General features: G+C 44.4%; 20 protein-coding genes and 2 tRNA genes. 6 read left to right on the forward strand and 16 right to left on the reverse strand.

From position 1 onward, the window contains the following. Window positions 1-2: 2 nt before the first annotated feature. The 4 genes from ACX1N5_RS03105 to ACX1N5_RS03120 are packed head-to-tail and all read right to left on the reverse strand — an operon-like array spanning window position 3 to window position 2,945. The gene (locus ACX1N5_RS03105; RefSeq protein WP_131379630.1) at window positions 3-527 is read right to left on the reverse strand and encodes a pilus assembly protein PilP; all 525 of its coding nucleotides are present in this window, start codon (window positions 525-527) and stop codon (window positions 3-5) included. After that, window positions 527-1,249, reverse strand: a complete 723-nt coding sequence (locus tag ACX1N5_RS03110) for a type IV pilus inner membrane component PilO (protein ID WP_458799596.1) — start codon at window positions 1,247-1,249, stop codon at window positions 527-529. The genes ACX1N5_RS03105 and ACX1N5_RS03110 overlap by 1 nt, the downstream gene beginning before the upstream one ends. Continuing rightward, entirely contained in the window at window positions 1,246-1,887 is a 642-nt protein-coding gene (locus ACX1N5_RS03115) for a PilN domain-containing protein (protein WP_458799594.1), read from the reverse strand. The genes ACX1N5_RS03110 and ACX1N5_RS03115 overlap by 4 nt, the downstream gene beginning before the upstream one ends. Continuing rightward, window positions 1,887-2,945, reverse strand: a complete 1,059-nt coding sequence (locus ACX1N5_RS03120) for a pilus assembly protein PilM (protein WP_213073268.1) — start codon at window positions 2,943-2,945, stop codon at window positions 1,887-1,889. The genes ACX1N5_RS03115 and ACX1N5_RS03120 overlap by 1 nt, the downstream gene beginning before the upstream one ends. A gap of 173 nt (window positions 2,946-3,118) precedes the next feature. Here ACX1N5_RS03120 and ACX1N5_RS03125 point away from each other — a divergent pair, with 173 nt between their 5' ends. Then, on the forward strand, window positions 3,119-5,662 hold the full coding sequence (locus ACX1N5_RS03125; RefSeq protein WP_458799592.1) for a penicillin-binding protein 1A: 2,544 nt from the start codon (window positions 3,119-3,121) through the stop codon (window positions 5,660-5,662). 12 nt (window positions 5,663-5,674) lie between these two features. On the opposite strand, the gene ACX1N5_RS03130 is transcribed toward ACX1N5_RS03125, so the two are convergent. The 8 genes from ACX1N5_RS03130 to ACX1N5_RS03165 all read right to left on the reverse strand — a co-directional run bounded on the left by ACX1N5_RS03130 (window position 5,675) and on the right by ACX1N5_RS03165 (window position 14,848). Next, entirely contained in the window at window positions 5,675-6,487 is an 813-nt protein-coding gene (locus ACX1N5_RS03130) for a putative RNA methyltransferase (protein ID WP_116726660.1), read from the reverse strand. 70 nt (window positions 6,488-6,557) lie between these two features. Next, window positions 6,558-7,676, reverse strand: a complete 1,119-nt coding sequence (gene mraY / locus ACX1N5_RS03135) for a phospho-N-acetylmuramoyl-pentapeptide-transferase (RefSeq protein WP_004754562.1) — start codon at window positions 7,674-7,676, stop codon at window positions 6,558-6,560. Beyond that, window positions 7,677-9,074, reverse strand: a complete 1,398-nt coding sequence (locus ACX1N5_RS03140) for a UDP-N-acetylmuramoyl-tripeptide--D-alanyl-D-alanine ligase (protein ID WP_458799589.1) — start codon at window positions 9,072-9,074, stop codon at window positions 7,677-7,679. A 5-nt stretch (window positions 9,075-9,079) separates the two neighbouring features. Then, a complete protein-coding gene (locus ACX1N5_RS03145; protein ID WP_458799587.1) occupies window positions 9,080-10,579 on the reverse strand; it encodes a UDP-N-acetylmuramoyl-L-alanyl-D-glutamate--2,6-diaminopimelate ligase in 1,500 nt (499 codons plus the stop codon). 11 nt (window positions 10,580-10,590) lie between these two features. Further along, window positions 10,591-12,411: a penicillin-binding protein PBP3 gene (gene ftsI / locus ACX1N5_RS03150; protein ID WP_004754566.1), complete on the reverse strand. Its 1,821-nt coding sequence runs from the start codon at window positions 12,409-12,411 to the stop codon at window positions 10,591-10,593. A gap of 10 nt (window positions 12,412-12,421) precedes the next feature. After that, window positions 12,422-12,757: a cell division protein FtsL gene (ftsL, locus tag ACX1N5_RS03155; RefSeq protein WP_004754568.1), complete on the reverse strand. Its 336-nt coding sequence runs from the start codon at window positions 12,755-12,757 to the stop codon at window positions 12,422-12,424. Between the two features lie 9 nt (window positions 12,758-12,766). After that, window positions 12,767-13,681: a 16S rRNA (cytosine(1402)-N(4))-methyltransferase RsmH gene (gene rsmH, locus ACX1N5_RS03160; RefSeq protein ID WP_458799585.1), complete on the reverse strand. Its 915-nt coding sequence runs from the start codon at window positions 13,679-13,681 to the stop codon at window positions 12,767-12,769. A 168-nt stretch (window positions 13,682-13,849) separates the two neighbouring features. Next, window positions 13,850-14,848: a sulfate ABC transporter substrate-binding protein gene (locus ACX1N5_RS03165; protein WP_458799583.1), complete on the reverse strand. Its 999-nt coding sequence runs from the start codon at window positions 14,846-14,848 to the stop codon at window positions 13,850-13,852. A gap of 450 nt (window positions 14,849-15,298) precedes the next feature. Here ACX1N5_RS03165 and ACX1N5_RS03170 point away from each other — a divergent pair, with 450 nt between their 5' ends. The 5 genes from ACX1N5_RS03170 to ACX1N5_RS03190 all read left to right on the forward strand — a co-directional run bounded on the left by ACX1N5_RS03170 (window position 15,299) and on the right by ACX1N5_RS03190 (window position 17,912). Further along, on the forward strand, window positions 15,299-15,616 hold the full coding sequence (locus tag ACX1N5_RS03170) for a hypothetical protein (RefSeq protein WP_458799581.1): 318 nt from the start codon (window positions 15,299-15,301) through the stop codon (window positions 15,614-15,616). A 110-nt stretch (window positions 15,617-15,726) separates the two neighbouring features. After that, the gene (gene gltX, locus ACX1N5_RS03175) at window positions 15,727-17,238 is read left to right on the forward strand and encodes a glutamate--tRNA ligase (RefSeq protein WP_458799579.1); all 1,512 of its coding nucleotides are present in this window, start codon (window positions 15,727-15,729) and stop codon (window positions 17,236-17,238) included. A 54-nt stretch (window positions 17,239-17,292) separates the two neighbouring features. Beyond that, window positions 17,293-17,368 (forward strand) — tRNA-Ala (locus ACX1N5_RS03180). Window positions 17,369-17,393: 25 nt separating this feature from the next. Then, window positions 17,394-17,469, forward strand: a tRNA-Glu gene (locus ACX1N5_RS03185). A 104-nt stretch (window positions 17,470-17,573) separates the two neighbouring features. Then, the gene (locus tag ACX1N5_RS03190; RefSeq protein WP_131312928.1) at window positions 17,574-17,912 is read left to right on the forward strand and encodes a zinc-ribbon domain-containing protein; all 339 of its coding nucleotides are present in this window, start codon (window positions 17,574-17,576) and stop codon (window positions 17,910-17,912) included. Window positions 17,913-17,928: 16 nt separating this feature from the next. On the opposite strand, the gene ACX1N5_RS03195 is transcribed toward ACX1N5_RS03190, so the two are convergent. The 4 genes from ACX1N5_RS03195 to ACX1N5_RS03210 all read right to left on the reverse strand — a co-directional run bounded on the left by ACX1N5_RS03195 (window position 17,929) and on the right by ACX1N5_RS03210 (window position 24,562). Further along, complete coding sequence (locus ACX1N5_RS03195; RefSeq protein WP_458799577.1) at window positions 17,929-18,840, reverse strand: cation diffusion facilitator family transporter; 912 nt, start codon at window positions 18,838-18,840, stop codon at window positions 17,929-17,931. Between the two features lie 82 nt (window positions 18,841-18,922). Then, window positions 18,923-22,054, reverse strand: coding sequence for an efflux RND transporter permease subunit (locus ACX1N5_RS03200; RefSeq protein WP_458799575.1), 3,132 nt, complete (start codon window positions 22,052-22,054; stop codon window positions 18,923-18,925). After that, window positions 22,044-23,243, reverse strand: coding sequence for an efflux RND transporter periplasmic adaptor subunit (locus ACX1N5_RS03205; RefSeq protein ID WP_458799574.1), 1,200 nt, complete (start codon window positions 23,241-23,243; stop codon window positions 22,044-22,046). The genes ACX1N5_RS03200 and ACX1N5_RS03205 overlap by 11 nt, the downstream gene beginning before the upstream one ends. Continuing rightward, window positions 23,243-24,562, reverse strand: coding sequence for a TolC family protein (locus ACX1N5_RS03210; protein ID WP_458799573.1), 1,320 nt, complete (start codon window positions 24,560-24,562; stop codon window positions 23,243-23,245). The genes ACX1N5_RS03205 and ACX1N5_RS03210 overlap by 1 nt, the downstream gene beginning before the upstream one ends. Window positions 24,563-24,590 lie beyond the last annotated feature (28 nt).

Raw genomic sequence — 24,590 nt, forward strand, 5'->3', positions numbered from 1 at the left:
AATTATGCTGCAGGTCCGATGAGTACAAGACTACGTGGTCGTTCAATATAACCATCTCGACCATCTGAAACAATCTCAATCAAATCAATCTGAGTTGGCGTAATTTTAGTAATACGCCCTTGATTGAGCCCCATGTAGCTTCCAACATGCACTTGTTCAACCTGTTTATCTGGAGTTTGAATCAACCCCAAAATTTGCCCATTCGCATTACGCATACTACCTTTAAACGTAATTGACTCTAATGCAAAACTTTCCAAAGGTTGTGGTTGACGTGAGAAATCTGGATAAACTCGCTTGCCTGCCATAATTTTCAACTCAGTATACAAAGACTGAGGTAAGAATGGGCTGCGTAAGTTTTGTGCTGCATACTCAAACTGTGGCACAGGTTCAAAAGCTGGCGCAGGTTTAATCGGTGCTGGCGGTTCACTCCGAATTTTCGCCATTTCCTCATTGACAGCATCAATACGAGAACTACAACCCGCTACCAGAAAAACTGGCAACAAAGCAATAATAAAATACTTATTCATTATTTTGTCGCTCCCGCTTTAGCTACTTTAGGTTCAGAAGCAGATGCCTCCTCTTCTGCACCAAGATAACGATAGGTTTTGGCATGCAATGTATAATTGACGACTGGGATATCCGATTTTTTCTTGTCATCCTGCGCCGCGACAATTGAAAAGTCATGTAGGGTCACAATACGCGGTAACGCAGCAATTGCACTGGCAAATTGCCCGAATAAATGATAATCACCCGTTGCCTGAATTGAGATTGGTTGTTCCATAAAGAACTGTTGCTTGACTTCAGGTTCAAGAGAAATATTTTTAAATTTCAACCCTGCAGTGACACCAGTCACGTTAATATCTTCAACCAACCCTGGAATTTCAGACTCTTTAGGTAATTGTTGTAGTTGCTGATTAAAATCCGCCTGCATTTTTATCAGCTGTTTTTGATAAAGCTGCAAGTTACGTAATTTTGAATCTTTTTCTCGGTATTCATTCAGCAAATTGGCTTCTTGAGCATGAGCTGTCGTAATAGCATCAATTTTAGAACTGATCAGTACAAAATATCCAACAATACAAACAATAAGGAAAATAAAAATCCAGCAGGTAATTTTAACTGAAACAGGCCATCCGCCATAATTAGAGGCATCCAGAGAGTTAAACTGCTTAACAAAACGATCCAGTGTCATTTTGTTTTTTGCTGGCTTGACTGCATTTTCTGTTGATTCATCTAATTGTTCTTGACTCATTTCGCAGCCCCTTTTGTTGTTTGAGGTTCTGAAGCTATTTGATCTTCTGCTGCTTGTGCAATCTGACCCAAATCCGCAGTCACAACAAAGCTGCCATATCCAACTTCAACACGCGGTACAACTGAACTTTGCGTTGGGTTCGATTTATTGTCTGCAGCTGCATCAAATGATTTCATAAACACATTTCGAAACCATGCTGACCCACCTAGGTTTCGCATAAAATCAGCCACAACATTTGGGCTTTCAGCTTTACCTTCAATAGTAAAATGATCACCAACCCGTTCAAATTTGGTCAGGTACATATTATTTGGCACTGTGCGTACTAACTGGTCAATTAAACGAACTGTAATTGGACGCTGTGCTTGTAAATTCTGAATCAGCTTCATGCGCTCAACAATAGCTTGCGTTTGTTTTTGCAAACCAGAAAGTGATTTTAGTTTTTGATCAAGCTGTTGATTACTTGAAGTAATCAACTGGTTCGCACTTTCTTGATCACTCTGCTTTTGATCAAAATACATCCATGCTGCAAAAACTGACCCCCCCCCCAAGACTGCAACAAGAATGGAAATGAGAATAAAAGTTTTTTTGCGTTGTTCCCGTAGCTCATCACGCCAAGGTAGCAAGTTTATTCTTGACATTAATCAAAACTCCTTAACGCTAAACCACAAGCAACCAGAAGAGAGGAAGCATCATCTTCAATTTTTTTAATATTAATTTTTGGAGAATAACTCATTTGTAAGAATGGATTCGCTACAGTGACTCGATAACCCAACTGCTGTTGTAATATTTTTGCCAGACCTGGTAGATTTGCTGTACCACCTGCCAACAAAATATGATCAACATCATTAAACTGCGAAGATGAGAAAAATAACTGCAAAGAGCGTTGTGCCTGTTGAGCAATGCTATCCATAAAAGGTAATAACACTTCAGCATCAAAATCATCGGGTAGGCTGCGTTCTTTTTTTGCCCGCCCTGCTTCTGCGTAAGACAAGCCATAACGGTTTTGAATTTCTTTGGTAAGTTGCTTGCCTCCAAACACATGTTCACGGGTATAAACATTTTTACCATCATGCATAACAGACAAGGTGGTCATGGAATGACCAATGTCCAAAATAGCAATAACACGTGTACCAAGCGGTAAGGTATCGGCAAACATTCCCAATGCGCGTTCCATTGCATAACTTTCAACATCTGCAACTTTCGCGGTTAAGCCTGCATAAATCAGGGCTTCATTGCGTGCTTCCACGTTTTCTGTACGTGTTGCGACCAGAAGTACATTGACACGATTTGCTTTGGAAACAGTTCCTGGCAAAACTTCAAAATCCAAACTCACGTCATCAAGTGGAAACGGAATGTACTGTTCCGCATCCATTCGAATTTGAATTTCTCGTTCATCATCACTCATATCCTCATCCATTTCGATGATTTTATGAATAACGCTTGAAGTAGGAATTGCAAAAGCGGCATTAACGGTAGATGGGTTTGCTGCTTCAATCGCTTTCTCTAAAGCTTCGGCAACGGCTTCTGGATTAATAATATTTTTTTCAACGACGGCTCCTTCTGGTAAAGGTACAAGCGCATAGCTTTCTACGCAATAACGCCCATGCTTAACCGAAAGCTCCAGCATTTTTACAGAAGTCGAACTAATATCAACCCCTATTAACCCCTTTTTAGGTTTACGATATAACCTTAGCACGATGTTTATTCCTGTTATTTTTTATTTAGAATAGCATAATACCTTGTCGTGTAATGCATTTCGTCGCCATAATGACATATATAATACCCTGAACAAGGTCCTTCTCGGCTATACTGGGCTTCAGCTATACTCAAGCTCCGATCGCCCATTTTCCATATTAAATATTACTTGTTATGAAAAATCTATCTTGTTCAGGTCGAATTCATCCAATTTTTCTGTTTTTACTGATCATTATTCTTCTTATTCCAATGGGCTTTTATGGCATGTATTTATACATTGCCCCTTCCTTACCTGAAATGAGTAGCTTAAAAAAAGCACCTCTTTTAAAACCTATTCAAATTTATACAGCAGACAATCAATTGATTGCAGAATATGGTGGAAAATTATCTGTACCTGTTGAGTATAAGCAGATTCCACCCCATTTTATTCAGGCTTTTCTGGCAGCAGAAGATTCTTCATTTTTTGAACATAGTGGCATTAGCTTTAAAGGCTTGGGGCGAGCGGTCAGTGAAAGCTTAACGGGTTCAGATACACAAACAGGTGGTTCGACCATTACCATGCAGGTGGCGAAAAATTATTATCTTTCACCTGAACGTACTTTAAAGCGCAAACTCACCGAGATTTTTCTGGCACGCAAGATTGAACAAAACCTAACTAAACCCGAAATTTTGACACTTTATGTCAATAAGATCTTTTTAGGGAAAAATGCTTACGGGATCGCGGCGGCAGCTAAAATTTACTATAACAAAAATATTAATCAGCTCAGCACTGCTCAAATGGCAATGATCGCAGGTCTGCCTAAAGCGCCTTCTAAATATAATCCAGTTGCCAATCCTGAACGCGCACTTGAACGTCGTAACTGGATTTTAGGGCGTATGCGCCAACTCGGTTATATCAATCAGGTAGAGTATCAAAAATCGATTGAAGAACCTTTAAACTTGAATATGCCAGATCGCGGTGTGCTAACCCGCTTTCCGTATATTGGCGAGATGGTTCGTGCCGAAATTGTCGCAAAATTCGGGGAAAAAGCCGTTGATTCTGGCTTCAAAATTTACACCACGATTGATAGCAAACGTCAGGCCTATGCAGAACAGTCGGTACAAGAAGGCTTAGAAGCCTATGATCGCCGTCATGGCTGGCGTGGTGCTGAAGCACATGGCGTATCCTTAGCAAAATTCTTTACTTACGCCAACAATTACCCAGCCAAAGTCATTAAAGTCGACAGCAACAGTTTTGAAGCCGAATTAAAAGACGGTTCCATCGTAACAGTGCCGTGGTCAGGAATGTCATGGGCGCGTCCTTATCGCAATGCCAACAGTGTAGGTGCAGCGCCAACTCATGCATCTCAAATTGTTAAACCCGATGATATTGTACGCTTACGTCCAAATGACAATAAAACCGTCTGGTCTCTGGTTCAAATTCCAAAAGTTCAAGGACAATTAATTGCATTAAACCCGAATAATGGTGCCATCGAAGCTGTTGTAGGTGGTTATAGCTATGCCCAGTCAACGTTTAACCGCGCCATTCAAGGTTGGCGTCAGCCAGGTTCAACTATTAAACCATTTATTTATGCACTGGCATTAGAGCGGGGAATGACTCCCTATACGATGGTAAATGATAGTCCAATTACGATTGGCAAATGGTCGCCGAAGAACTCTGATGGCCGCTATTTGGGCATGATTCCTTTACGTCGTGCTTTATATCTTTCTCGTAATACCGTCTCTGTTCGTTTATTACAAAGTGTGGGTGTAGATCGGGCTCGTCAGTTGTTGATGGATTTTGGTTTACAGGAAAATCTAATTCCAAATAACTTTACCATTGCTCTGGGAACGCCACAGGTTTTACCTATACAAATGGCAACAGGTTATGCCACTTTTGCCAATGGTGGTTTTCGGGTTGAGCCTTATTTTATTGAGCATATTGAAGATGCTTATGGCAAAACCATTTATAAAGCCAACCCAGAATATGCGTGTATTTCCTGCATTAATGGCAATAATAACGATGATACAGCTGCCTCTGAACAAGCAGCCACGCCTGACGATGAAGCCTTTAAGCAACAGCCTCAGGTACAAATCAAGCAAGCAGATGCCAGCAACAGTGAATTCCGCCAAGCACAGCGTATTATTAAATCCAGTTCAGCCTATGATATGGCCAATATTTTGCGCGATGTAATTCAGCATGGTACAGGACGGGCAGCATTAAAAATTGGACGTGATGATTTGGGTGGTAAAACAGGAACCACCAATGATGCAAAAGATGCATGGTTTGCTGGCTTTAATAGCAAACTGGTGGCAATTTCCTGGGTTGGGTTTGATCAGCCGACCACATTGGGACGCCTAGAATACGGTGGTGTTGCAGCGTTACCTGTCTGGATTAACTTCATGAGTCGCTCACTCGAAGGGACACCGCCTGCATGGGTCACTCTGGATAAAAATGCCAAAGCACCTATTTCTCATGGACAACTTGCAGTTGAACGAGCTGGTCGTAATGAAAACCGCGTTGCGCCACCCTTAGCTCGACCAATGTATCATCCTGCACCTGTGACCAAACCAGTCAGCAAAAAGCAGGATGTTGAAGATTTTTCAGATCTGCCAGGTGAAGAAATCCTGATTCCATCAGAAAAAGCGCCACCTAAAATGAATAATACACAACCTGCTGCGGCAGCAAAAAAATCTAGCCCAGATTCCTTAGAACAACTGATTAATAAAGTGGACTAAAGGAAAAAGCCGTCAAATGACGGCTTTCTTTTTAAAGAGGTACAGCTGAAAACATGCCGTGACCTGCAAGCTATCTCGCTGTTCTAAAGCTTGACGCTTTTCAAGTTTAGCTTTGTAAGCATACGGCGTCATTGCCAATAAATTAATGATGTCTTGTTGTTGCAAGTTGAGCTCAGCTTCAACTACAGGTGCGTCAATCAGTTCAAAATTTTCACTGAGCTGTGCTACAAATTTTTCAGGCTCATGCAAATTCACCTGTTCAAATAATGCAACTCGCAAATCATATAAATGCCGAGGTGCAGGCGTCACCACAAGACACAAGCCATCTTCTTTTAAGACACGTAAAATTTCCTGCTGTGGAATAGGGCTAAATAGACTACTACACAAATCAATCGAGTGATCCAAAACAGGTAAAACTGCTCCCGTCCCGACGACCCATGTTACGTCTTGATTAAGTTTGGCTGCACGCTGCACAGCGCTTTTGGCAATATCGACGCCAACACACTGTTCCACATGGGCTTGCATGGCACTGGTGTAATAACCTTCACCACAACCAATATCGAGTAGTGTTTTCGGCTGATAACGCTGCAATACTTGCTCAACAGCTTGACGTAAGGGTGCATAAAATCCTGCCGATAAAAAAGCTCGGCGTGCATCAACCGCTTCAGGCGTATCTCCTGGCTGTTTACTATGCTTATGCTGTACCACATGCAAATTGACATAGCCTTGTTTTGCCAAGTCAAAACTATGCCCCTGTGGACAGCGCCAAGTTCGTGCATCTAAGGTTAATGAATCTCGGCAGACAGGGCACATCAGCAATTGCATGGTTTTCACTCCGATTTTCTGCAAAATAAAAAAGCTGACCGAAGCCAGCTTTTTTGCTATGGATTAGGGATTAACGCAATTTTAACGTCATTAAGCCTAAAACCACTAGAATAATCGTAATGATCCAGAAACGAATTACCACCTGAGTTTCTTTCCAGCCCTGCTTTTCATAGTGATGATGCAACGGCGCCATCAAGAAGACACGTTTGTTGCGCATGCGCAGAGAACCAATTTGCAGGAATACCGAAATGGCTTCCATGACAAAAACACCGCCCATAATCGCAAATACAATTTCCTGACGAACCATCACGGCAATCGTACCGAGCATTGCACCGAGTGCCAGCGCGCCAACATCACCCATAAATACTTGAGCAGGATGCGCGTTGTACCAAAGGAAAGCCAGACCTGATCCAACCATGGCAGAACAGATCACAATCAGTTCAGATGAATATTTAATATAGGGAATATGCAAATAATTGGCAAAACGGGTATCCCCTGACAAATAGGCAAATACTCCCAGCCCAGCAGCGACCAATACCACAGGCATGATCGCTAGACCATCCAGACCGTCAGTCAGGTTAACTGCATTGGATGCCCCATTAATCACCAAATAAGTAAAGGCAATAAAGGCAAGTCCAAGAGGAATCACTGAGAATGGAATGCTGAGGTTTTTGAAAAATGGGATCAGCAAGTCCAGCATATTGTGTGTATACAATGGGTTATGCTGATTAATCGCGATCACATACAACGCAATCCCCGCACCTAAAGACGCAACCGATGTCCAGAAGAACTTCTTGCGTGCAGGCAAACCTGCATTGTCTTTATAACGGATTTTGATCCAGTCATCTGCCCAGCCAACCGCCCCGAAAATCACCATCACCCCAAGTACAATCCAGACATAAGGGTTAGACAGATCTGCCCAGAGCAAGGTGCTAATCCCAATCGACATCAGAATCAAAACCCCGCCCATGGTCGGTGTACCCATTTTCTTGGCATGGTTTTCAGGAGCAAACGAGCTGACTGCCTGACCATATTTTAAGGCGCGTAATTTTCGGATCATGACAGGACCCAAAAACAGCCCGATCAACAAGGAAGTCAATACGCTGAGCAAAGCCCGTAGTGTCAAATAACGAACAACTTTGAAGGAACTGTCGAATCCTGCCAAATGTTCAAATAACCATAACAGCATTTAAAGCTTCTCCATCAAATCAGCCATCAACGTCTCCATATGGGTATAACGAGAACCTTTAAACAGGAAACTCATGGTCTGAGGTTGATGTTTTTCTACAAGATTAATTAAAAATTTCAGCGCTTGTGCCTGCGTTTCAAATGCATGGCAATGCTCTGCTGCTGCACCCGCTACCGTTGCATTGGCGAATTCACCCACAGCAAGCACATAATCTAATGGCAACTGAGCCAAATCACGGCCTAAGGCAAAGTGTTCATCGCGACTACGATCACCAAGCTCACCGATATCGCCCATCACCATGACTTTAATACCCTGTTGCTGGGTCAAGACCTCAGCCGCAGCACGCATCGACGTTGGATTTGCATTATAAGTATCATCAATCAACACATATTGCTGATGTGAAATAAAATTCAAACGGCCTTTCGCACCTTTTGCCTGTTGCAAACCCTGCACCACATCATCAAGGGAAATCCCGATTGCCAGCGCAAAAGCACATGCTGCCAAAGCATTCTGCACATTGTGTAATCCCGCAAAAGGCAATACGATCTGTGCCGAACCTTGTGGCGTATGCAATACAAAACTTGCCGATTGTGGATGCAATTGAATTTGCTCAGCAAAAATATCACCGCCTTCACCAAAACTTAAGCGTTTTGCCGTTTGGACAGCCGCGTTAATTTGTGTAGTAAAGTCATCTGCTGCTGGAACAATTGATGTACCTTCGACTGCAATATGACGATAAATTTCTGATTTGGCTTGGCAGATTTTTTCACGCCCACCAAATTCGCCCAAATGCGCAGTACCAATATTTAAAATGCCTGCCACCTGTGGCTGTACCAAGTTTGAGGTATAGTCAATCTCACCCACATGGCTTGCGCCCAGTTCCATCACGGCATACTGATGCTCAGGACGCAATTCCAGTAACATCATCGGTACACCCAAATCATTGTTCAGGTTACCACGAGTAATCAGTGTTGGGGCTAACCGCGACAAAATACTGCCTAGCATTTCCTTGGTGGTGGTTTTACCACTGCTGCCTGTTAACGCCAGTACTTTCAGGTGTGGAAATTGTTGCCGGCGAAACTGCCCTAGATGCCCCAAAGCCAGACGGGTATCTGCAACCACCAATTGGGCAATATCGAGCTGCTCAATCGGGTGTTCTACAATAACAACCTGACAACCTTGCGCTGCAACATTTTGAACAAAATCGTGGGCATCAAAACGCTCACCTTTGAGTGCCAAAAAGGCATCACCCGCTTCGGCATGTCGTGAATCGGTCAAAATCCGCTTAATCACTTGCTCTGGCTGTTGATCTTGATACCAATAACCTTGTGTCGCCTGTTGAAGTTCAGCCGCTGTCCAAGGCATCAAGGGAACAGTGCTGGTGGTCGATGTATGCATGTGCGTTAATTTTCCAAAGCTGAATACGCGGTAAGCATTCCGTGCTGATGATCGATAGCCGCTTTTACTTCTACCACATCATCAAACCAATGACGAACGCCATCGATTTCCTGATAATTTTCATGTCCTTTGCCTGCGATGACCACAATATCACCTGGCTGTGCCTGCTGCACAACAAATTTAATCGCTTCGCGGCGGTCATGGATTTCATGCACCTCATGCTGAGCAAAATTAATGCCTTGTTTCATATCGGCAAAAATTTGTTCAGGGTTTTCGGTGCGTGGATTATCGGTAGTCAATAGCACAGGATTGGCATGTTCCAATGCAGCTTGAACCATGAGTGGACGCTTGCCACGATCACGATCGCCGCCACAACCAAACACTGCCCATAAGCGATGCTCGACATGACGTTGCAAGCTGGTCAAAACTTGAACCAAGGCATCTGGGGTATGCGCATAATCCACCACAAACAAGCGCTGCTGATCGCGCAAGACCTGCATACGACCTGGTGCGCCTTGCAATTGTGGGACAGTCGCGACCAATGCCGATAAATCAAATCCTGCCGCATAGGCTGCAATCAAACTTGCCAATAAGTTTTCAACATTGAACTGTCCAAGTAATGGGCTGTTCACTGCAAACTGTCCGACGGGACTATGTAAAGTAAAACGTGCACCTTGCAAGCTAAAGCTCAAATCTGAGACATAAAAATCAGCAGCTTGCTGGATTGCATAGGTGAAAATTTTTGGTTGTGCTGGATTATGCCGTGCAGCATTCAGCATCACGTCAGCATAAGCATCATCCAGATTAATCACGGTATATTTTAATGACGTAAATGCAAATAACTGGGATTTTGCTTCAGCATACGCCTCTAGCGTTTTATGATAATCCAGATGATCACGGCTTAAATTACTATATACCGCAATTTCAATCTCACAGCCATTTAAACGACCTTGCTCCAAACCATGTGAACTGGCTTCGAGTGAAGCAAAGCTTGCACCTTGCTCAGCGTAGCTATGCAATAAATCCTGTAAATAAAGCGCATCCACAGTGGTGTGGGTGGATGGCTCAAGGTTAGGTAAAATACCGTTACCTGTAGTTCCCATGACCGCACAGCGTTGATGTTGTGAGCTGATCAATTCAGCAATCAAACGCGAAATGGTGGTTTTACCATTGGTACCCGTGACCGCCAAAATATGCAAGGGTGCTGTTGCTGCTGTCGCTTGCAAATAGGCTTTTTGCCATATTCCCATGCGCTGACGCACGTCTGGGCAAACCACACAGTTCTCCAGTGGCAATGGCTGCTCGGCGATAATTCCGATCGCACCGCGCTGCAATGCTGCCTGAGCAAAGTGCAAAGTTTTTTCAGGCTGAGAGTAACTGGTCAGCGCAATAAAAATCTGCCCTGCTTCAACATGACGGCTGTCTAAACAAAACCCTTGAAAGGGCTGAGTCATCCAAGTTTGAATAGACTCAACAGGATAAATCTGCTGCAAAGTAATCGACATGAACTCACCAATTATTGAATTTTAGGGGCTTGTAAGGGTCTATCCAGTGGCACATCCAGTAAGCGCAAAAACTCTTGCATGATGCGTGAAAATACAGGTGCAGATACCGTACCACCGTAATAAGTACCTTGTGGGTTTTCCACTACAACAACCATGGCAATACGTGGGTTGCTCACAGGCGCAAGCCCTGCAAACAAGGCACGGTATTCATTTTTTGAATAGCCACGTCGGTCAGCATTCAGCTTATGTGCCGTTCCCGTTTTTCCTGCTACGCGATAACCGGGAACTTGTGCCTGTGTTGCTGTACCACCTGGCTGGGTGACCTGTTCCATCATCAGCACGACCTTATCGGCGATTTTTGGATCAAGCACTTGTTTACCTTGAACTGGTTTATTCAGTTTATACAAGGTTAAGGGTACTTCCACGCCGTGGTTGGCTAGCATGGCATAGCCTTGCACCAACTGTAATACCGTAGCATTCAGACCATAACCATACGCCATCGTACCAATTTCAGACATGTTCCAATATTTGGATGGCAAGATCAGTCCCGGACTTTCTCCCGGAAAATGTACTGCAGAACGCTGCCCAAAACCCACACGTTTAAAGAAGGTTGGAATGGTTGGCGTTGGTAAAGACAGCGCAATGGTTGCTGCACCGACGTTGGAAGATTTAATAATCACCCCTGCCAAAGTCAATGCACCATAGTTATGGGTGTCATGAATAATATGATTACCAATCCGCATGGAACCTGGCGAGGTATTAATAATCGTATTTTCTGTATATTTACCACTTTCCAATGCCGCAGAAATGGTAAATGGCTTCATGGTTGAACCCGGTTCAAACATGTCGACTGCACCACGGTTACGCATCGCGTCTTTATTATTTAAACTGGTTTTATCATTTGGGTTGTACGATGGCCAACTGCTCATCGCCAAAATTTCACCTGTTTTGACATCGACCGCAATTGCTGTTGCTGAACGTGCATTATTGGCAATCCCCGCAGCAGTCAATTCACGGTACATGATGTATTGCAAGCGCGAGTCGATACTTAAGGTAAAATTTTCTCCTGCCTGTACCGGTTTCACCACTTCTGGGTCTTTGACACGGTTACCGTACTTGTCCCGAATGTTGATCTGCAAGCCGTTGACACCCGTCAACTTTTTATTCAGCTTCATTTCCAGACCTTCCACCCCTTTACCATCATTATTGGTCAAGCCAATAATCTGGGCATTCGGCTGAGGTTGTGGGTAAAAGCGCTTGTAGGATTTTTCGGTGTACACGCCCTGAAAATTATGTTCCAGAATAAAGTCTGCCTGTGGCGGTGGTACTTCAGTTTTTAACACCAAGTAACGTGAATGAGGATGTGCCTGCATTTGCTTCTTCAGCCAGTCAGCATCCACGCCCACAATATTTGCCAGCTCATCGAGATCAAAGTCTTTATCAGGCAGTTTTTGTTTTGGTTTGCGACGCTCGCCAGGTTTAAGCGGGGCAGTCATCTCATCATAGAGTTTTTTGTTTTCAAAATAATCACGTGGATCCATCACCACTTTCATGATCGGGGTGCTAATCGCTAACGGCACACCATTACGGTCACTAATAATGCCGCGCATCGGCCTAATGGTTTCATCACGTAAAATCAGCGCATTGGCTTTATTTTGCAGGAAGTCCTTATTAATAATTTGCACATAAAATGCACGAAATACCAATATTAAAAAACACAGTAAAACAATGCCCCAGAGCAAATAAAAGCGCCATTGATCAAAGGTAATTTCGCTCTTTTCAGTCACTGAAAGCTTGGTTTTACGTTTTAAATTCATTCGTTTTTCAGTCATTGAACTGACCTTACTTTTTTTGCGCGGTTGAAGGAAGAGAAATCACCACGGTATCCGAAGGTGGTGGTGAGTACATACGAAGCTGGGTCACGGCACGTGTCCCGATCTGGGCAGTTGCCCCAAAAGTTTGCTGTTCGATCAGCAATCGTCCCCATTCGGCATTTAGATCATCTTCAGCACGCAGCAAACTACTCAATTGACGATAATCATACCGATATTCGTATACTTCAAATACCACCATAACCGCACTGATAAAAATCAGGCAGACCAAAACCAAATAGGTCAGCCCTTTTTTCAATACAACTCGATCCTTGGCTGGTTTTTCTTCAACAACCTCTATATTCATGGTGTGCCTTTATTTGTCTAGTCGTTCAGCCACACGTAACCATGCACTACGTGAGCGTGGGTTACTTTTTACTTCTTGTTCACTGGCGCGAATGCGTGAGATTTTTTTCAGACGACGCGTATCAACTCGCTGTTGCGGCAAGCCCCAGCCATGATCTTCTGCCAGAGTAGACTCTTTTTGAATAAATTGCTTGATCAGACGGTCTTCTAACGAATGGAAACTGATCACCGCCAAACGCCCATGTACTGACAGCAAATCAACCGCTTGTGGTAGAAACTGTTCAATATCATCGAGTTCTTTATTAATCGCAATACGAATGGCTTGGAAAGTACGCGTAGCAGCATGCTTGTTTTTTTCCCATTTTGGATGGGCAACTTTGACAATCTCAGCAAGCTGTGCCGTTGTACCAATTTCCCCTGCCTGTTTAATGGCGCGGGCAATTCGGCGACTATAACGCTCTTCGCCATATTTAAAAATAATATTGGCAAGCGCTTCTTCTTCAATGCTCAATAACCATTCACTGGCGGTCTGCCCCTTTGAATTGTCCATGCGCATGTCCAATGGGCCATCGTGCATAAAGCTAAAACCGCGCTCGGCTTGGTCAAGCTGAGGGGATGAAACGCCTAAGTCTGCCATGATGCCATCGACTTCATGCAGACCTAATGCGTTCAGTTCTCGCTGAATATCGGCGAAACTGGCATGAATAATTTTAAAACGAGGGTCTTGTTGTTCTAGTTCAGCAGCCACAGCCAAAGCTTGCGGGTCTTTGTCGAAGGCATATACACGACTATTGGCATCGAGTTTTGATAATAATAAGCGGCTGTGCCCACCACGCCCAAAAGTTGCATCGACATAAATTCCTGTATGACGATCTGCTAACAACGCATCTATAGTTTCATGGAGTAATACAGAAATATGTGACATACGAACGGAAATCGAGAATTAAAAATGTAATTGCACATTATCTCCATGTTTCATGCAAGTTCCAAACGGCTTTTTGTACGGAAATATTATTTTGCGATAGTTATTTCCGTTTTTTGTTAAAAAAATCAGCAAATCAATGCGTCGCCCGAGCGACCTGAGGCAAATTGTTTAAGGTTTGGCATAAATCTGGTCAAAAACACCGCCATTGGCAAAATGGATTTTTTGCGCTTTTGCCCAGCCGCCAAAGACTTGATCAATGGTAAATAATTTGATTTTCGGGAATTTATACTCGTATTTTTGTGCAACCTGGGCATTGCGCGGGCGGAAATTATATTTGGCTGCCAGTGCCTGCCCTTGTGGGGAATATAAGAAGTTTAAATAGCCTTTTGCCAATAAACGATTGCCATCTTTATCGACAGTTTTATCGACAATTGCGACAGAAGGTTCAGCTAAAATTGAAACCGAAGGATAGATAATCTGATATTCACCTTTTCCTAAGGTATTCTGCGCCAGCAACGCTTCATTTTCCCAAGTCAACAGCACATCACCAATACCGCGCTCAGCAAATGTGGTCAGTGAACCACGCGCCCCAGAGTCAAGCACTTTAACATTGTGATACAGCTTAGAGACCAGTTCGCGGGCTTTGGCATCATTGCCACCTGGCTGCTTAAGCGCATAGCCCCATGCCGCCAAATAAATCCAGCGCGGCGCACCGCCAGTTTTGGGATTTGGCGTAATAATTTCCACACCAGGCTTGGTCAAATCTTTCCAGTCATGAATCTGTTTTGGGTTGCCCTTACGCACCAAAAAAACCACAGTTGACGTGTATGGCGCTGAATGCTGCGGAAATTGTTGCTGCCAGTCTTTACGGATATAGCCTGCGTTGGCAATTTCATCGATATCATTGGCAAGTGCCAACGTCACCACATCGGCCGGCAATCCCGAAGCAACTGCGCGAGCCTGCTTACCTGAACCCCCATGCGACTGTTTAAACTCAACTTTCTCGCCTGTGCGTTTGAGCCAATACTGCCCAAAAATTTGATTATATTCCTGATAGAACTCTCGGGTTGGGTCATAAGACACATTGAGGAAGGTCTTATCTGCATAAACCCATGAACTTGTTGTCGTGAGCAGTGTCACTACACCTGCTGTAATCAGTTTGCGCATTTTTTATTCTCAAAATATTTTTAGACCACTATACTTATTCTTAATAAATTTGAAATATCAAATATTTATAATGTTTTATTCTAAGCTTTCAGGTTTTCCTTCTATACTACTGGTATGTGACTATTAGCTATTCATTCTGATGACCTAGATCTGTTTCATCATGATTACCCCCTTTTTATTTATCTCTCTTTGAGCAAAATTGAAATCTATTCCAATGAGGCACAAGAAAATAAAACGGGCTTACAAAAGAAGTCTATTTCTTTGTTAAAACAGCCATTATGTGGGATTCTAAGTATATCGTCATAAACCAGATGGGTATTTTGTAAAATAAATACGCTTTCTTTTATGTAAATGTACGTTATAGTAGCAACTGATAAAATAGTGGTAGCGTTATTTAAATACGCTGGGAATAACAAAAAAAGCCGCTTTAATTTTTTGGAGTTTTATTTTATGGCATATTTTCATGGTGTAGTTTTAGGCTTGTGTCTAAGTTTAGGCGCAACAAGCAGCTATGCAAATGTCATTGAAAATAAAGACAAAGCAATAAGCAAAACCGCGATTACACTGAGTAAAAATGCTCATCATGTTTCATTGATTGAAAAAGAACTCAGTAAGCAAAAACAAAATACCAAAGCCATTGATTCAGATCTGGATAGCATCAAAATCTTAAATGCCATTCATGTACAGCCAAGCCAAAGTTTCTTTGCTTACCAACATGAACGTTTTTCTCGAATTCTCCAAGCATTATTTCAAACACGCGACTCTTAATTCCTAAGACATCCCCGTCAAAATCAGCCTTGTGTTACGTTGCTTTTTCACGTTATACAGGGCTTTTTTCGTTATAATAGCCCGCATTAGATTTTAAAATTGAATCCATTATGAAAGTCCGTACCCGTATTGCGCCCTCTCCTACAGGCTTCCCTCATGTAGGTACAGCTTATATTGCTTTATTTAACTTATGCTTCGCTAGACAACATGGCGGCGAGTTTATTTTACGTATTGAAGATACGGATCAACTGCGTTCAACACCTGAATCAGAAAAAATGATTTTGGATTCACTACGCTGGTTAGGTATCGAATGGTCAGAAGGTCCAGATGTCGGTGGTCCACACGCACCTTACCGTCAGTCTGAGCGTATGCATATCTATAAACAATACGCCTTAGAGTTAGTAGAAAAAGGACATGCTTTTTACTGTTTTGCCAGCGCAGAAGAATTAGATCAAATGCGTGCAGAACAACAAGCACGTGGTGAATCGCCAAAATACGATGGTCGTGGTTTAAAACTTTCTCAAGAAGAAGTTCAACGCCGCCTTGCAGCAGGTGAACCACATGTGATTCGTATGAAAGTTCCTGAAGAAGGGATTTGTAAAGTCAATGACTTACTGCGTGGCGAAGTGGATATTCCTTGGGCACAGGTTGACATGCAAATCTTGCTGAAAACCGATGGTCTGCCAACTTATCACTTGGCCAACGTGGTCGATGACCATCTCATGCAAATCACCCATGTATTCCGTGGTGAAGAATGGCTACCTTCTGCACCTAAACACCAGTTGCTTTACCAATACTTCGGTTGGGACATGCCACAGCTTTGTCACATGCCATTGTTGCGTAACCCAGACAAATCGAAATTGTCAAAACGTAAAAACCCGACTTCGATCAACTACTATCGTGACATCGGTGTGTTGCCTGAAGCACTATTGAACTACTTGGGTCGTATGGGCTGGTCAATGCCTGATGAACGTGAAGTGTTCACCTTACAAGACATGATGGACAATTTTGACATTCACCGTGTGTCTTTGGGCGGTCCAGTATTTGATGTAGACAAGCTGAACTGGCTCAACGGTCAGTGGATTAAAGGTTTAAGCCCTGTACAACTGCTAGAGCGTATTTTGACTTGGCAAAATGACAGCAAAAAACTTGAAGAGATTGCAGCAGCGATTCAGCCGCGTATCAACTTGTTATCAGAAGCTGTGAACTGGGCAGGTTTTTACTTCAACCACATGCCAAATATCACCGCAGAGATGTTTGAAAGCAAAAAACTGAGTCAAGAACAGGTTCGTCAAAGCTTACAGTTTGCCATCTGGCGTTTAGAAAAAACCTTCACATGGAACAATGACACCGTAAGCCAGATCCTGATGGACTTGGCAAACCAGATGGGCATTAAACTACGTGACTTTATGCCAGCATTCTTTATTGCGATTTCAGGTTCAACAAGTTCAACCCCTGTGATGCAAGCGATGGTCACCATTGGCCCTGACTTGACCTATGCCCGTCTGCGCCGTGCGCTTGAAATTGTCGGCAGTCCGAGCAAAAAAGAGCTTAAAGTTTGGGAAAAACTCAACGAAAGCATCCAATTGCCGAAAAATGAAGCAACTGAAACAAGCGAGTAATGTTTTTTCTTGACGTGTGAGTGGAATGCCCCTAATATTGCGCTCACACAGACTGGGGTCATAGCTCAGTTGGTAGAGCGCTACAATGGCATTGTAGAGGTCAGCGGTTCGATCCCGCTTGGCTCCACCAAACCTCATATGTGTTGCCTCGATAAGTCCCTATCGTCTAGAGGCCTAGGACATCGCCCTTTCACGGCGGTAACCGGGGTTCGAATCCCCGTAGGGACGCCAAATTCTAAAAAACCACTGACATGATCAGTGGTTTTTTTTCGACTAGACTTTTTGCTTTGCCATGAAGTTCGCTAAAATAACCATAAATTCATTTGGGAGTGTCCATGCAATATCGTTGCCCACAATGCCAAAGTGCTAAAATTATGCCTGTTGCCCAAGGTAGCAATGCCGTCCGCCCGGAAATTCCAAAAAGTTTAGTTATTTTGGTCTTTTCGATTTTTCTACTGCTCCTGCTTGTGATTGCCTGTATTGTGATGTCGGTTTTTGCCCATGGTGCAAGCCCAATCCTACAAATCGCTACAGGCGTGGTATTTTTGGTGACCGTGGGTTCGGGTCTGCTGTTTTGGCGCCAACTTCCAAACTTTAAATTATCAATGCAAGGGTTTCTCCAGTCACAAAAAGCATGGAAATGCCGTGACTGTAACCATGAGTGGCAATTGTAATCATCATGCCAAAACATTAATGCTGGTGTGAATGTTCATGAGTCAGGCATGGATTTTCTTCAATCTGTAAAGTCACCTGCCGAATCCCATGGCGATGTACCAGCATTTCTGTTGCTTCATGATATAAGCGATTCCGTTCTGCCTGTGGCGCAAATAAATGTACCGCGAGATGAATATTTTTCGAGCTGATTGCCCAGACTTTCAGTTGATGAATGCTTTCCACACCATCAAGAGATAACAGATCTTGCCGCAACGCTTCGATATCAATTTCATCAGGCACGCCTTCTAGCAAAATATTAATGCTTTGTTTGAGCAAGAGCCATGTACGTGGCAGCACCCACATCCCGATGAAGACCGCAACCAAGGTATCCACCCACACCCATTGCGTCAGATAAATCAGCACTGCCCCAAAAATCACCCCAACTGAACCCAGTGCATCACTCAACACTTCCAGATATGCACCTCTGACATTCAGGCTATCTTCAACACCTGACATTAAAATTTTCATGGCAATCAGGTTAATAATTAAACCCAGTATCGCCACCACCAACATACCCAGACTTTGGATTTCGGGCGGGTGACTAAAACGCATATAAGCTTCATATAAAATATAGACCGCCACTACAAACAGCATCAGTGCATTGAACAACGCTGCCAGAATTTCAAACCGCTGATACCCAAACGTACGTTTGTCATCGGCAGGCAGTTTGCCAATTTTAATGGCGATGAGTGCAACTGCCAGTGCCGCAGCATCGGTAAACATATGTGCTGCATCAGATAAGAGCGCCAAACTCTGGGTCAGAAAACCTGCCACAACCTCAACAATTAAAAAGCTACTGGTTAGCCCCAGTGCCAGCCAAAGTTTTTTCGAATTATTTTCACTGACTGCGGCATGATGATGCTCATGCCCATGATGGTGTCCACTCATACAGGGACTCCTGTTTTTATGGTTATAAAAACCACGTTAGACAAATTTTCAGCATTTGTCCAACGTGATTACTTTAAAATGACTAACTGGATTTTTCATTCAGCCAGCGATAAATCACAGGTAACAACAGCAAAGTCAGTGCTGTTGACGACAAAATCCCGCCAATCACCACAGTCGCTAAAGGTCGCTGCACTTCTGCACCTGTACCTGTAGCGAGAGCCATCGGAATAAAGCCCAGTGAGGCAACACAGGCGGTCATCAGCACAGGTCTTAAACGCAGCACCGCACCTTGCCATGTAGCGCGATGTACGTCGTAGTTGTCACGCAATTCATTGATAAAACTCAGCATTACCAAGCCATTCAGTACGGCGACACCTGAAAGTGCGATAAAGCCGACTCCTGCTGACATCGACAAGGGAATATCACGTAGCCACAGCGCTACGACACCACCCGACAAGGCAAATGGCACACCACTAAACACCAGCAAGCTGTCTTTGACATTGGAAAATACGGCCATGAGTAAGGCAAAAATCATCAGCAAAGCCAAAGGAATAACGATCTGCATACGGGCTTTTGCCGAAGCAAGATTTTCAAACTGACCACCAAAACCAAGCCAATAGCCTGTTGGCAATACATGCTGTTGTAAAGTTTGCTGCATCTCAACCACAAATGAACCCAAATCTCGATCCCGCACATTGGCAGTCACCACCACACGGCGCTTACCCTGCTCACGACTGACCTGACTCAAACCTAAAACCTGTTCAACTTTGGCAATATCTTGCAGCTGAATCAGTCCACCATTGGGCAATTGAATCGGCAAGTGAGCCAGTTGCTGTGCACTACGCGATTCTTCAGGCAACCGCACCACAAAATCAAAACGCCGATCGCCTTGTAAAATCTGCCCGACATTTTGCCCACCCACACTACTGGCGACCAAGTCCTGAACCGATTTTACTGACAAGCCATATTGTGCTGCCAATGCCGAATCAATCGCGACATTGAGCACAGGCAACCCCGAAGTTTGCTCAACCTTGACTTCGCTTGCCCCTGAAATTGCACGTAATTTTTGGGCAATTTTTTCGGCTTCCTGATTCAACACGGTCATGTCATCGCCAAAGATTTTCACCCCGACATCACTACGAATGCCTGAGATCAGCTCATTAAAACGCAGTTCAATCGGTTGAGAAAATTCACTGTTATTGCCTGCCAGTGTTACGACAAATTTCAACATCCGCTCACGTAGTTGATCAGTAGTTTCTTGTGGATTAGGCCATTGTTCACGCGGTTTAAGTAAAATTACCCCATCAGAAATATTGGGCGGCATGACATCGGTGGCAACTTCGGCTGTACCTGTCCGTGCAAAAATTGCTTTAATTTCAGGGAATTTTTGCAATAGTTGCTGCTCAGCCTGTTCCTGCATTTTCAGTGATTGCTCAATGCCTGTACTTGGCGCGCGCATCAACTGCACCGCAAAATCACCCTCGCTCAAGGTCGGCGCAAATTCACTGCCGACTCGGGTGGTCAATACCCCTGTCAGCAACAACAAACTTAAAGCTGCGGTCAGTACCACAACTCGATATTGATAAGCATGATCGAGTAGATTGGCATACGTCTGTTGCAAGCCAAGCATCCAGCGGCTTGGTTTTTCCTGTACTTTGCCTGTCACACATAAGGCCACTGCCGCAGGTACAAACGTCACCGACAAAATCATTGCCCCAACCAAGGCAATCACCACGGTAAATGCCATCGGGTGAAACATTTTGGCTTCCACACCCGACAAGGCAAAAATCGGCAAATACACCACCATAATAATGGCTTGCCCAAAAATCAGCGGACGACGCGCTTGTTTCGCAGCTAAAAACACTTCACGGAATCGCTCGCTACGGGTTAACAACCTGCCTGTTCGGTGCTGCGCTTCTGCCAAACGCCGAATACAGTTTTCTACAATCACCACCGCACCATCAATAATGATGCCGAAATCCAGCGCACCTAAACTCATCAGGTTGGCACTGATATTTTGTTTTGCCATGCCCGTCAGGGTAAACAGCATCGCCAGCGGAATAATACAGGCGGTAATCAGCGCAGCCCTGAAATTTCCCAAGAAAATAAACAGAATCACGATGACCAGCACCGCGCCTTCAATCAGGTTTTTCGCCACGGTTTTGATGGCTTTATCCACCAGTGAAGTTCGATCATAGACGGTTTCGATCACCACACCTTTCGGCAGACTTTTTTGAATCTCCTGCATTTTGGCATGTACCGCTTGAGCGACTGTGCGGCTATTTTCACCCATCATCATCATGGCAATGCCAAGCACGGTTTCCTGACCGTTGTAAGTTGCCCCCCCTGTACGCAAGTCATGCCCGATGGAAACACGTGCCACATCTGCCACGCGGATTGGCAAGCCATTTTTGTTGGCTACACTGATATTTTCAATATCCTGCACCGAGCTCAACACACCAGGGACACGCACCGTCAGCTGTTGCCCATTGTCCTCAATAAAACCTGCTCCACGGTTTTCATTGTTATCCCGTAGTGCAGTATGCAAATCACTTAGCGGAATTTGTAGTTGTTGCAGTCGCTTTAAATCAGGGGCAACCACATAGGTTTTGTTATAGCCGCCAATACTGTTGATTTCGGCAACACCTTGCACACGCTGTAACTGCGGGCGCACAATCCAGTCCTGAATCTCACGCAAATCCATGTCGGTATAGGCTTGTCGATCTGGCTTTTTGGCATTCGGTTCAGCCTTAACCACCCACTGGTAAATCTCACCCAATCCCGTTGAGATGGGTGAAAGCTGTGGTTCGATGCCTTCGGGTAACTCGGCTTTAGCCTGCTGAAGTTGCTGACTAATCAGTTGCCGCGCCCAGTAAATATCGGTGCCATCTTCAAAAATAATCGTAACTTGCGACAACCCATAGCGGGAAATCGAGCGGGTCTGCTGCAAATGCGCTATACCCGCCATCGCAGTTTCAATCGGATAAGTAATCCGCTGCTCGACTTCCAGTGCAGTAAATCCATTGGCTTGCGAGTTAATTTGTACCTGTACGTTGGTAATGTCAGGCACAGCATCAATCGAGAGCTTCTGATAGCTGTACACCCCAACGCCAATCCAAGCACAAGTAAACAGCATCACCCACAGTGCATTTTGAATGGCAAACTGAATGATTCGGTCAAACCAGCCTTCAGGCTGTGGCAGTTTAGTGTCCATGCTCAGCCTCGCCTTTTTCCATTTCCGACTTCAGTACAAAACTGCCTGCGGAAACATAATGCTGCTCAGCATTCAACCCAGACAGGATTTCAACCCATTGTCCATCACTCGAATATGCACCCAACTGCACTTCAGCAGGCTGAAAATGGGTTTTGTCCTGTTCTGCTTTTGCCACAAAGACCACATTTTTACCTTCAAGCTGTTGCACGGCAGTTTTTGCCACACGCAATACTTGTTTCGGCTGTTCAGCATCGAACAAAACATTGACCATCAGATTTGGACGCAGTTCATTTGACGCTTCTAACACTTTGGCACGAACTTTTAAACGTCCAGAAAATTTATCCGCCTCAGTGCTTAAACTCTGAATCTGGGCTTGAAAAATCTTGCCTGTTTGTAAGGACTTAAACTGGATTTTTTGCTCAGGTTGCAGGTTTTTCGCTGAACTTGGCAACACAAATTCGAGCCATAATTGCCCCAGTTGATCAATGGTAAACAGTTGATCACTGAGCTGCACATTTTCCCCGACCACCAAGTCTTTGTTGCTGATCACGCCTGAAATTGGCGCGTACAACACATAGCGCCCACGACTGTTGGCATTCACCCCATATGCATTCAAACGAGAACGTGCCGCCTGCACCGTAATTTGCGCCTGACGATAGGCACTATAAGCACGCTGATAGTCTTGCTTGGCTGAAATCCCTTGCTGCCACAATTGGCGTTCACGCTGATAATCCTGCTCGGCAAGCTGTAAATTTTGCTGTGCCATGCTTAAGCTAGCCTGCTGATCGACCACATCAGGCACAAACAAGGTCGCTAAAGCCTGTCCACGTTTGACCTGCTGACCCAGCTCGACATTGACCTGTTCCACACGCCCCGCAAAACTTGGCGATACATGCGCCTGCTGATCGGTATTGACCATCAGCGTGGCAGGATAACTGACACTTTGCTTGACCTCGCCATAGGCGACTTGTGCCAGTTGAATACCTTGCTGTTGAATTTGTGCCGAACTAAATTCCACACCTTCTGACTCAGAAGCATGTTCTGCTTCTTTCTGCTCACTGTGTTCGGTTTCGCTTTTCGCACCCGAATTCTTTTTATTATCCAACAATAATCCTGCAGCCAGTACCACAGTCGACAGCGCAATTACCAAGACCCAGAACAATTGGGATTTTTTGATTACATTCAACATTATTGTGCTCCTGCAAGATTAGTGGAAAAACGCTGTTGGATTTGGGCAATGGCATCTTCTGCACCCACTACGCTCGGCTCGACACCCAGTGCCAAACTCTCGGCATCCAGTGCTTTTTGCCAGACATTTTTTAACAGCTGTGCCTGTTGCAATCGCTGCTGCTGCAATTGCAGATTTGCCTGCTGCACATCACTCATGGCGTATTTTCCTGCCTGAAACCCTTGCAAGGTTTTTTGTAAAATCCCCTCTGACAATGGAATTTGTTGATCTCTGACCAAGCTGAGTTGCTGATTTAAATTGCGTAATTCAAGCAAGGCTGTTTCAAGCAACCGCTGTGTATCTTGCTGATAACGCAGCTGTGCGTGATCTAAATAATCAGCTTTGCTCTGTGACATCTGCTGGGCATATTGCTGTCGATTAAATAGTGTCAGCGGGATTTCCACACCAACCCTGAACTGTTGTTCGGTATTGTTTTGATTTGCAGTCTGGCTACGCACCATACCCACCAGTAGCGTGGGGTTAGGGCGTGCTTGCGCGCGCAAATGCTGAATCTGAGCCTGCTGTTGCTGGCTTTGCAATTGCAAACTGCGAGTGAACAAATTCTGCTGCTGATGCTGTTTGATCAATGCTTCAGTGCTGCGTAACGGGTCTTCAAGCTGAAGATCCAATACATCACTGTTGGTTTCACCCCAGCAGTGTGCCAGTTGCCGCTTGGCGATTTGGACAGCCTGTTGAGCTTGCTGATCACGCTGTTGATTTTCAATATGCGCCATCAAACCACGATCTAAATCTAACTGGGAAATACTCCCAGCCCGATAACGCAGGCGGGTGGCATTGAGTAATGCCTGACTGCTTCGTAGCTGTGCCTGTGTCAGTTGCTGTTCTTGCTGCAACACAGCTAACTGCACCCAGCGATATTTGAGTGCCAGTTGTAACTGTGCCCGATAAAGCTGCTGATCAAGCTGAACTTGACTCAGCTCAAGTTTTGCCAAGTGCTGTGCCGCACGGCGCTCACCAAACAGATCCAGTTTTTGCGACAGATTGACTTCCAGTTCACGATCCTGACTAGAACCAAAACCCGTTTTCTGCACCGCAAGAGTTGGATTTTCCCACAAACGACTCTGTTGCTGCTGTGCATTGGCAATGCTTTCGCGTGCCTGCCACAGCCCTTGCTGTGCCTGATATTGCTCAACTTTTTTAAAAGCTTGCTGAAAACTTAGCGAATGATCTACAGCATACGCCATAGAAGTTGCCATGCTGCATACACCAAACAGCATGCTGCAACGCCATGCCTGTGCATGGAAGAAAGAAAAAGACATCGTTTTGCCCCGTAAAAAGAAATATTAC

This window comes from Acinetobacter sp. ANC 4636 (genome assembly GCF_054454555.1).

Coding starts and splice junctions, on each gene's coding strand:
- ACX1N5_RS03105 (WP_131379630.1), bottom strand. CDS start 527: ATGAATAAGTATTTTATTATTGCTTTGTTGCCAGTTTTTCTGGTAGCG.
- ACX1N5_RS03110 (WP_458799596.1), bottom strand. CDS start 1,249: ATGAGTCAAGAACAATTAGATGAATCAACAGAAAATGCAGTCAAGCCA.
- ACX1N5_RS03115 (WP_458799594.1), bottom strand. CDS start 1,887: ATGTCAAGAATAAACTTGCTACCTTGGCGTGATGAGCTACGGGAACAA.
- ACX1N5_RS03125 (WP_458799592.1), top strand. CDS start 3,119: ATGAAAAATCTATCTTGTTCAGGTCGAATTCATCCAATTTTTCTGTTT.
- ACX1N5_RS03130 (WP_116726660.1), bottom strand. CDS start 6,487: ATGCAATTGCTGATGTGCCCTGTCTGCCGAGATTCATTAACCTTAGAT.
- mraY (WP_004754562.1), bottom strand. CDS start 7,676: ATGCTGTTATGGTTATTTGAACATTTGGCAGGATTCGACAGTTCCTTC.
- ACX1N5_RS03140 (WP_458799589.1), bottom strand. CDS start 9,074: ATGCATACATCGACCACCAGCACTGTTCCCTTGATGCCTTGGACAGCG.
- ACX1N5_RS03145 (WP_458799587.1), bottom strand. CDS start 10,579: ATGTCGATTACTTTGCAGCAGATTTATCCTGTTGAGTCTATTCAAACT.
- ftsI (WP_004754566.1), bottom strand. CDS start 12,411: ATGACTGAAAAACGAATGAATTTAAAACGTAAAACCAAGCTTTCAGTG.
- ftsL (WP_004754568.1), bottom strand. CDS start 12,757: ATGAATATAGAGGTTGTTGAAGAAAAACCAGCCAAGGATCGAGTTGTA.
- rsmH (WP_458799585.1), bottom strand. CDS start 13,681: ATGTCACATATTTCTGTATTACTCCATGAAACTATAGATGCGTTGTTA.
- ACX1N5_RS03165 (WP_458799583.1), bottom strand. CDS start 14,848: ATGCGCAAACTGATTACAGCAGGTGTAGTGACACTGCTCACGACAACA.
- ACX1N5_RS03170 (WP_458799581.1), top strand. CDS start 15,299: ATGGCATATTTTCATGGTGTAGTTTTAGGCTTGTGTCTAAGTTTAGGC.
- gltX (WP_458799579.1), top strand. CDS start 15,727: ATGAAAGTCCGTACCCGTATTGCGCCCTCTCCTACAGGCTTCCCTCAT.
- ACX1N5_RS03190 (WP_131312928.1), top strand. CDS start 17,574: ATGCAATATCGTTGCCCACAATGCCAAAGTGCTAAAATTATGCCTGTT.
- ACX1N5_RS03195 (WP_458799577.1), bottom strand. CDS start 18,840: ATGAGTGGACACCATCATGGGCATGAGCATCATCATGCCGCAGTCAGT.
- ACX1N5_RS03200 (WP_458799575.1), bottom strand. CDS start 22,054: ATGGACACTAAACTGCCACAGCCTGAAGGCTGGTTTGACCGAATCATT.
- ACX1N5_RS03205 (WP_458799574.1), bottom strand. CDS start 23,243: ATGTTGAATGTAATCAAAAAATCCCAATTGTTCTGGGTCTTGGTAATT.
- ACX1N5_RS03210 (WP_458799573.1), bottom strand. CDS start 24,562: ATGTCTTTTTCTTTCTTCCATGCACAGGCATGGCGTTGCAGCATGCTG.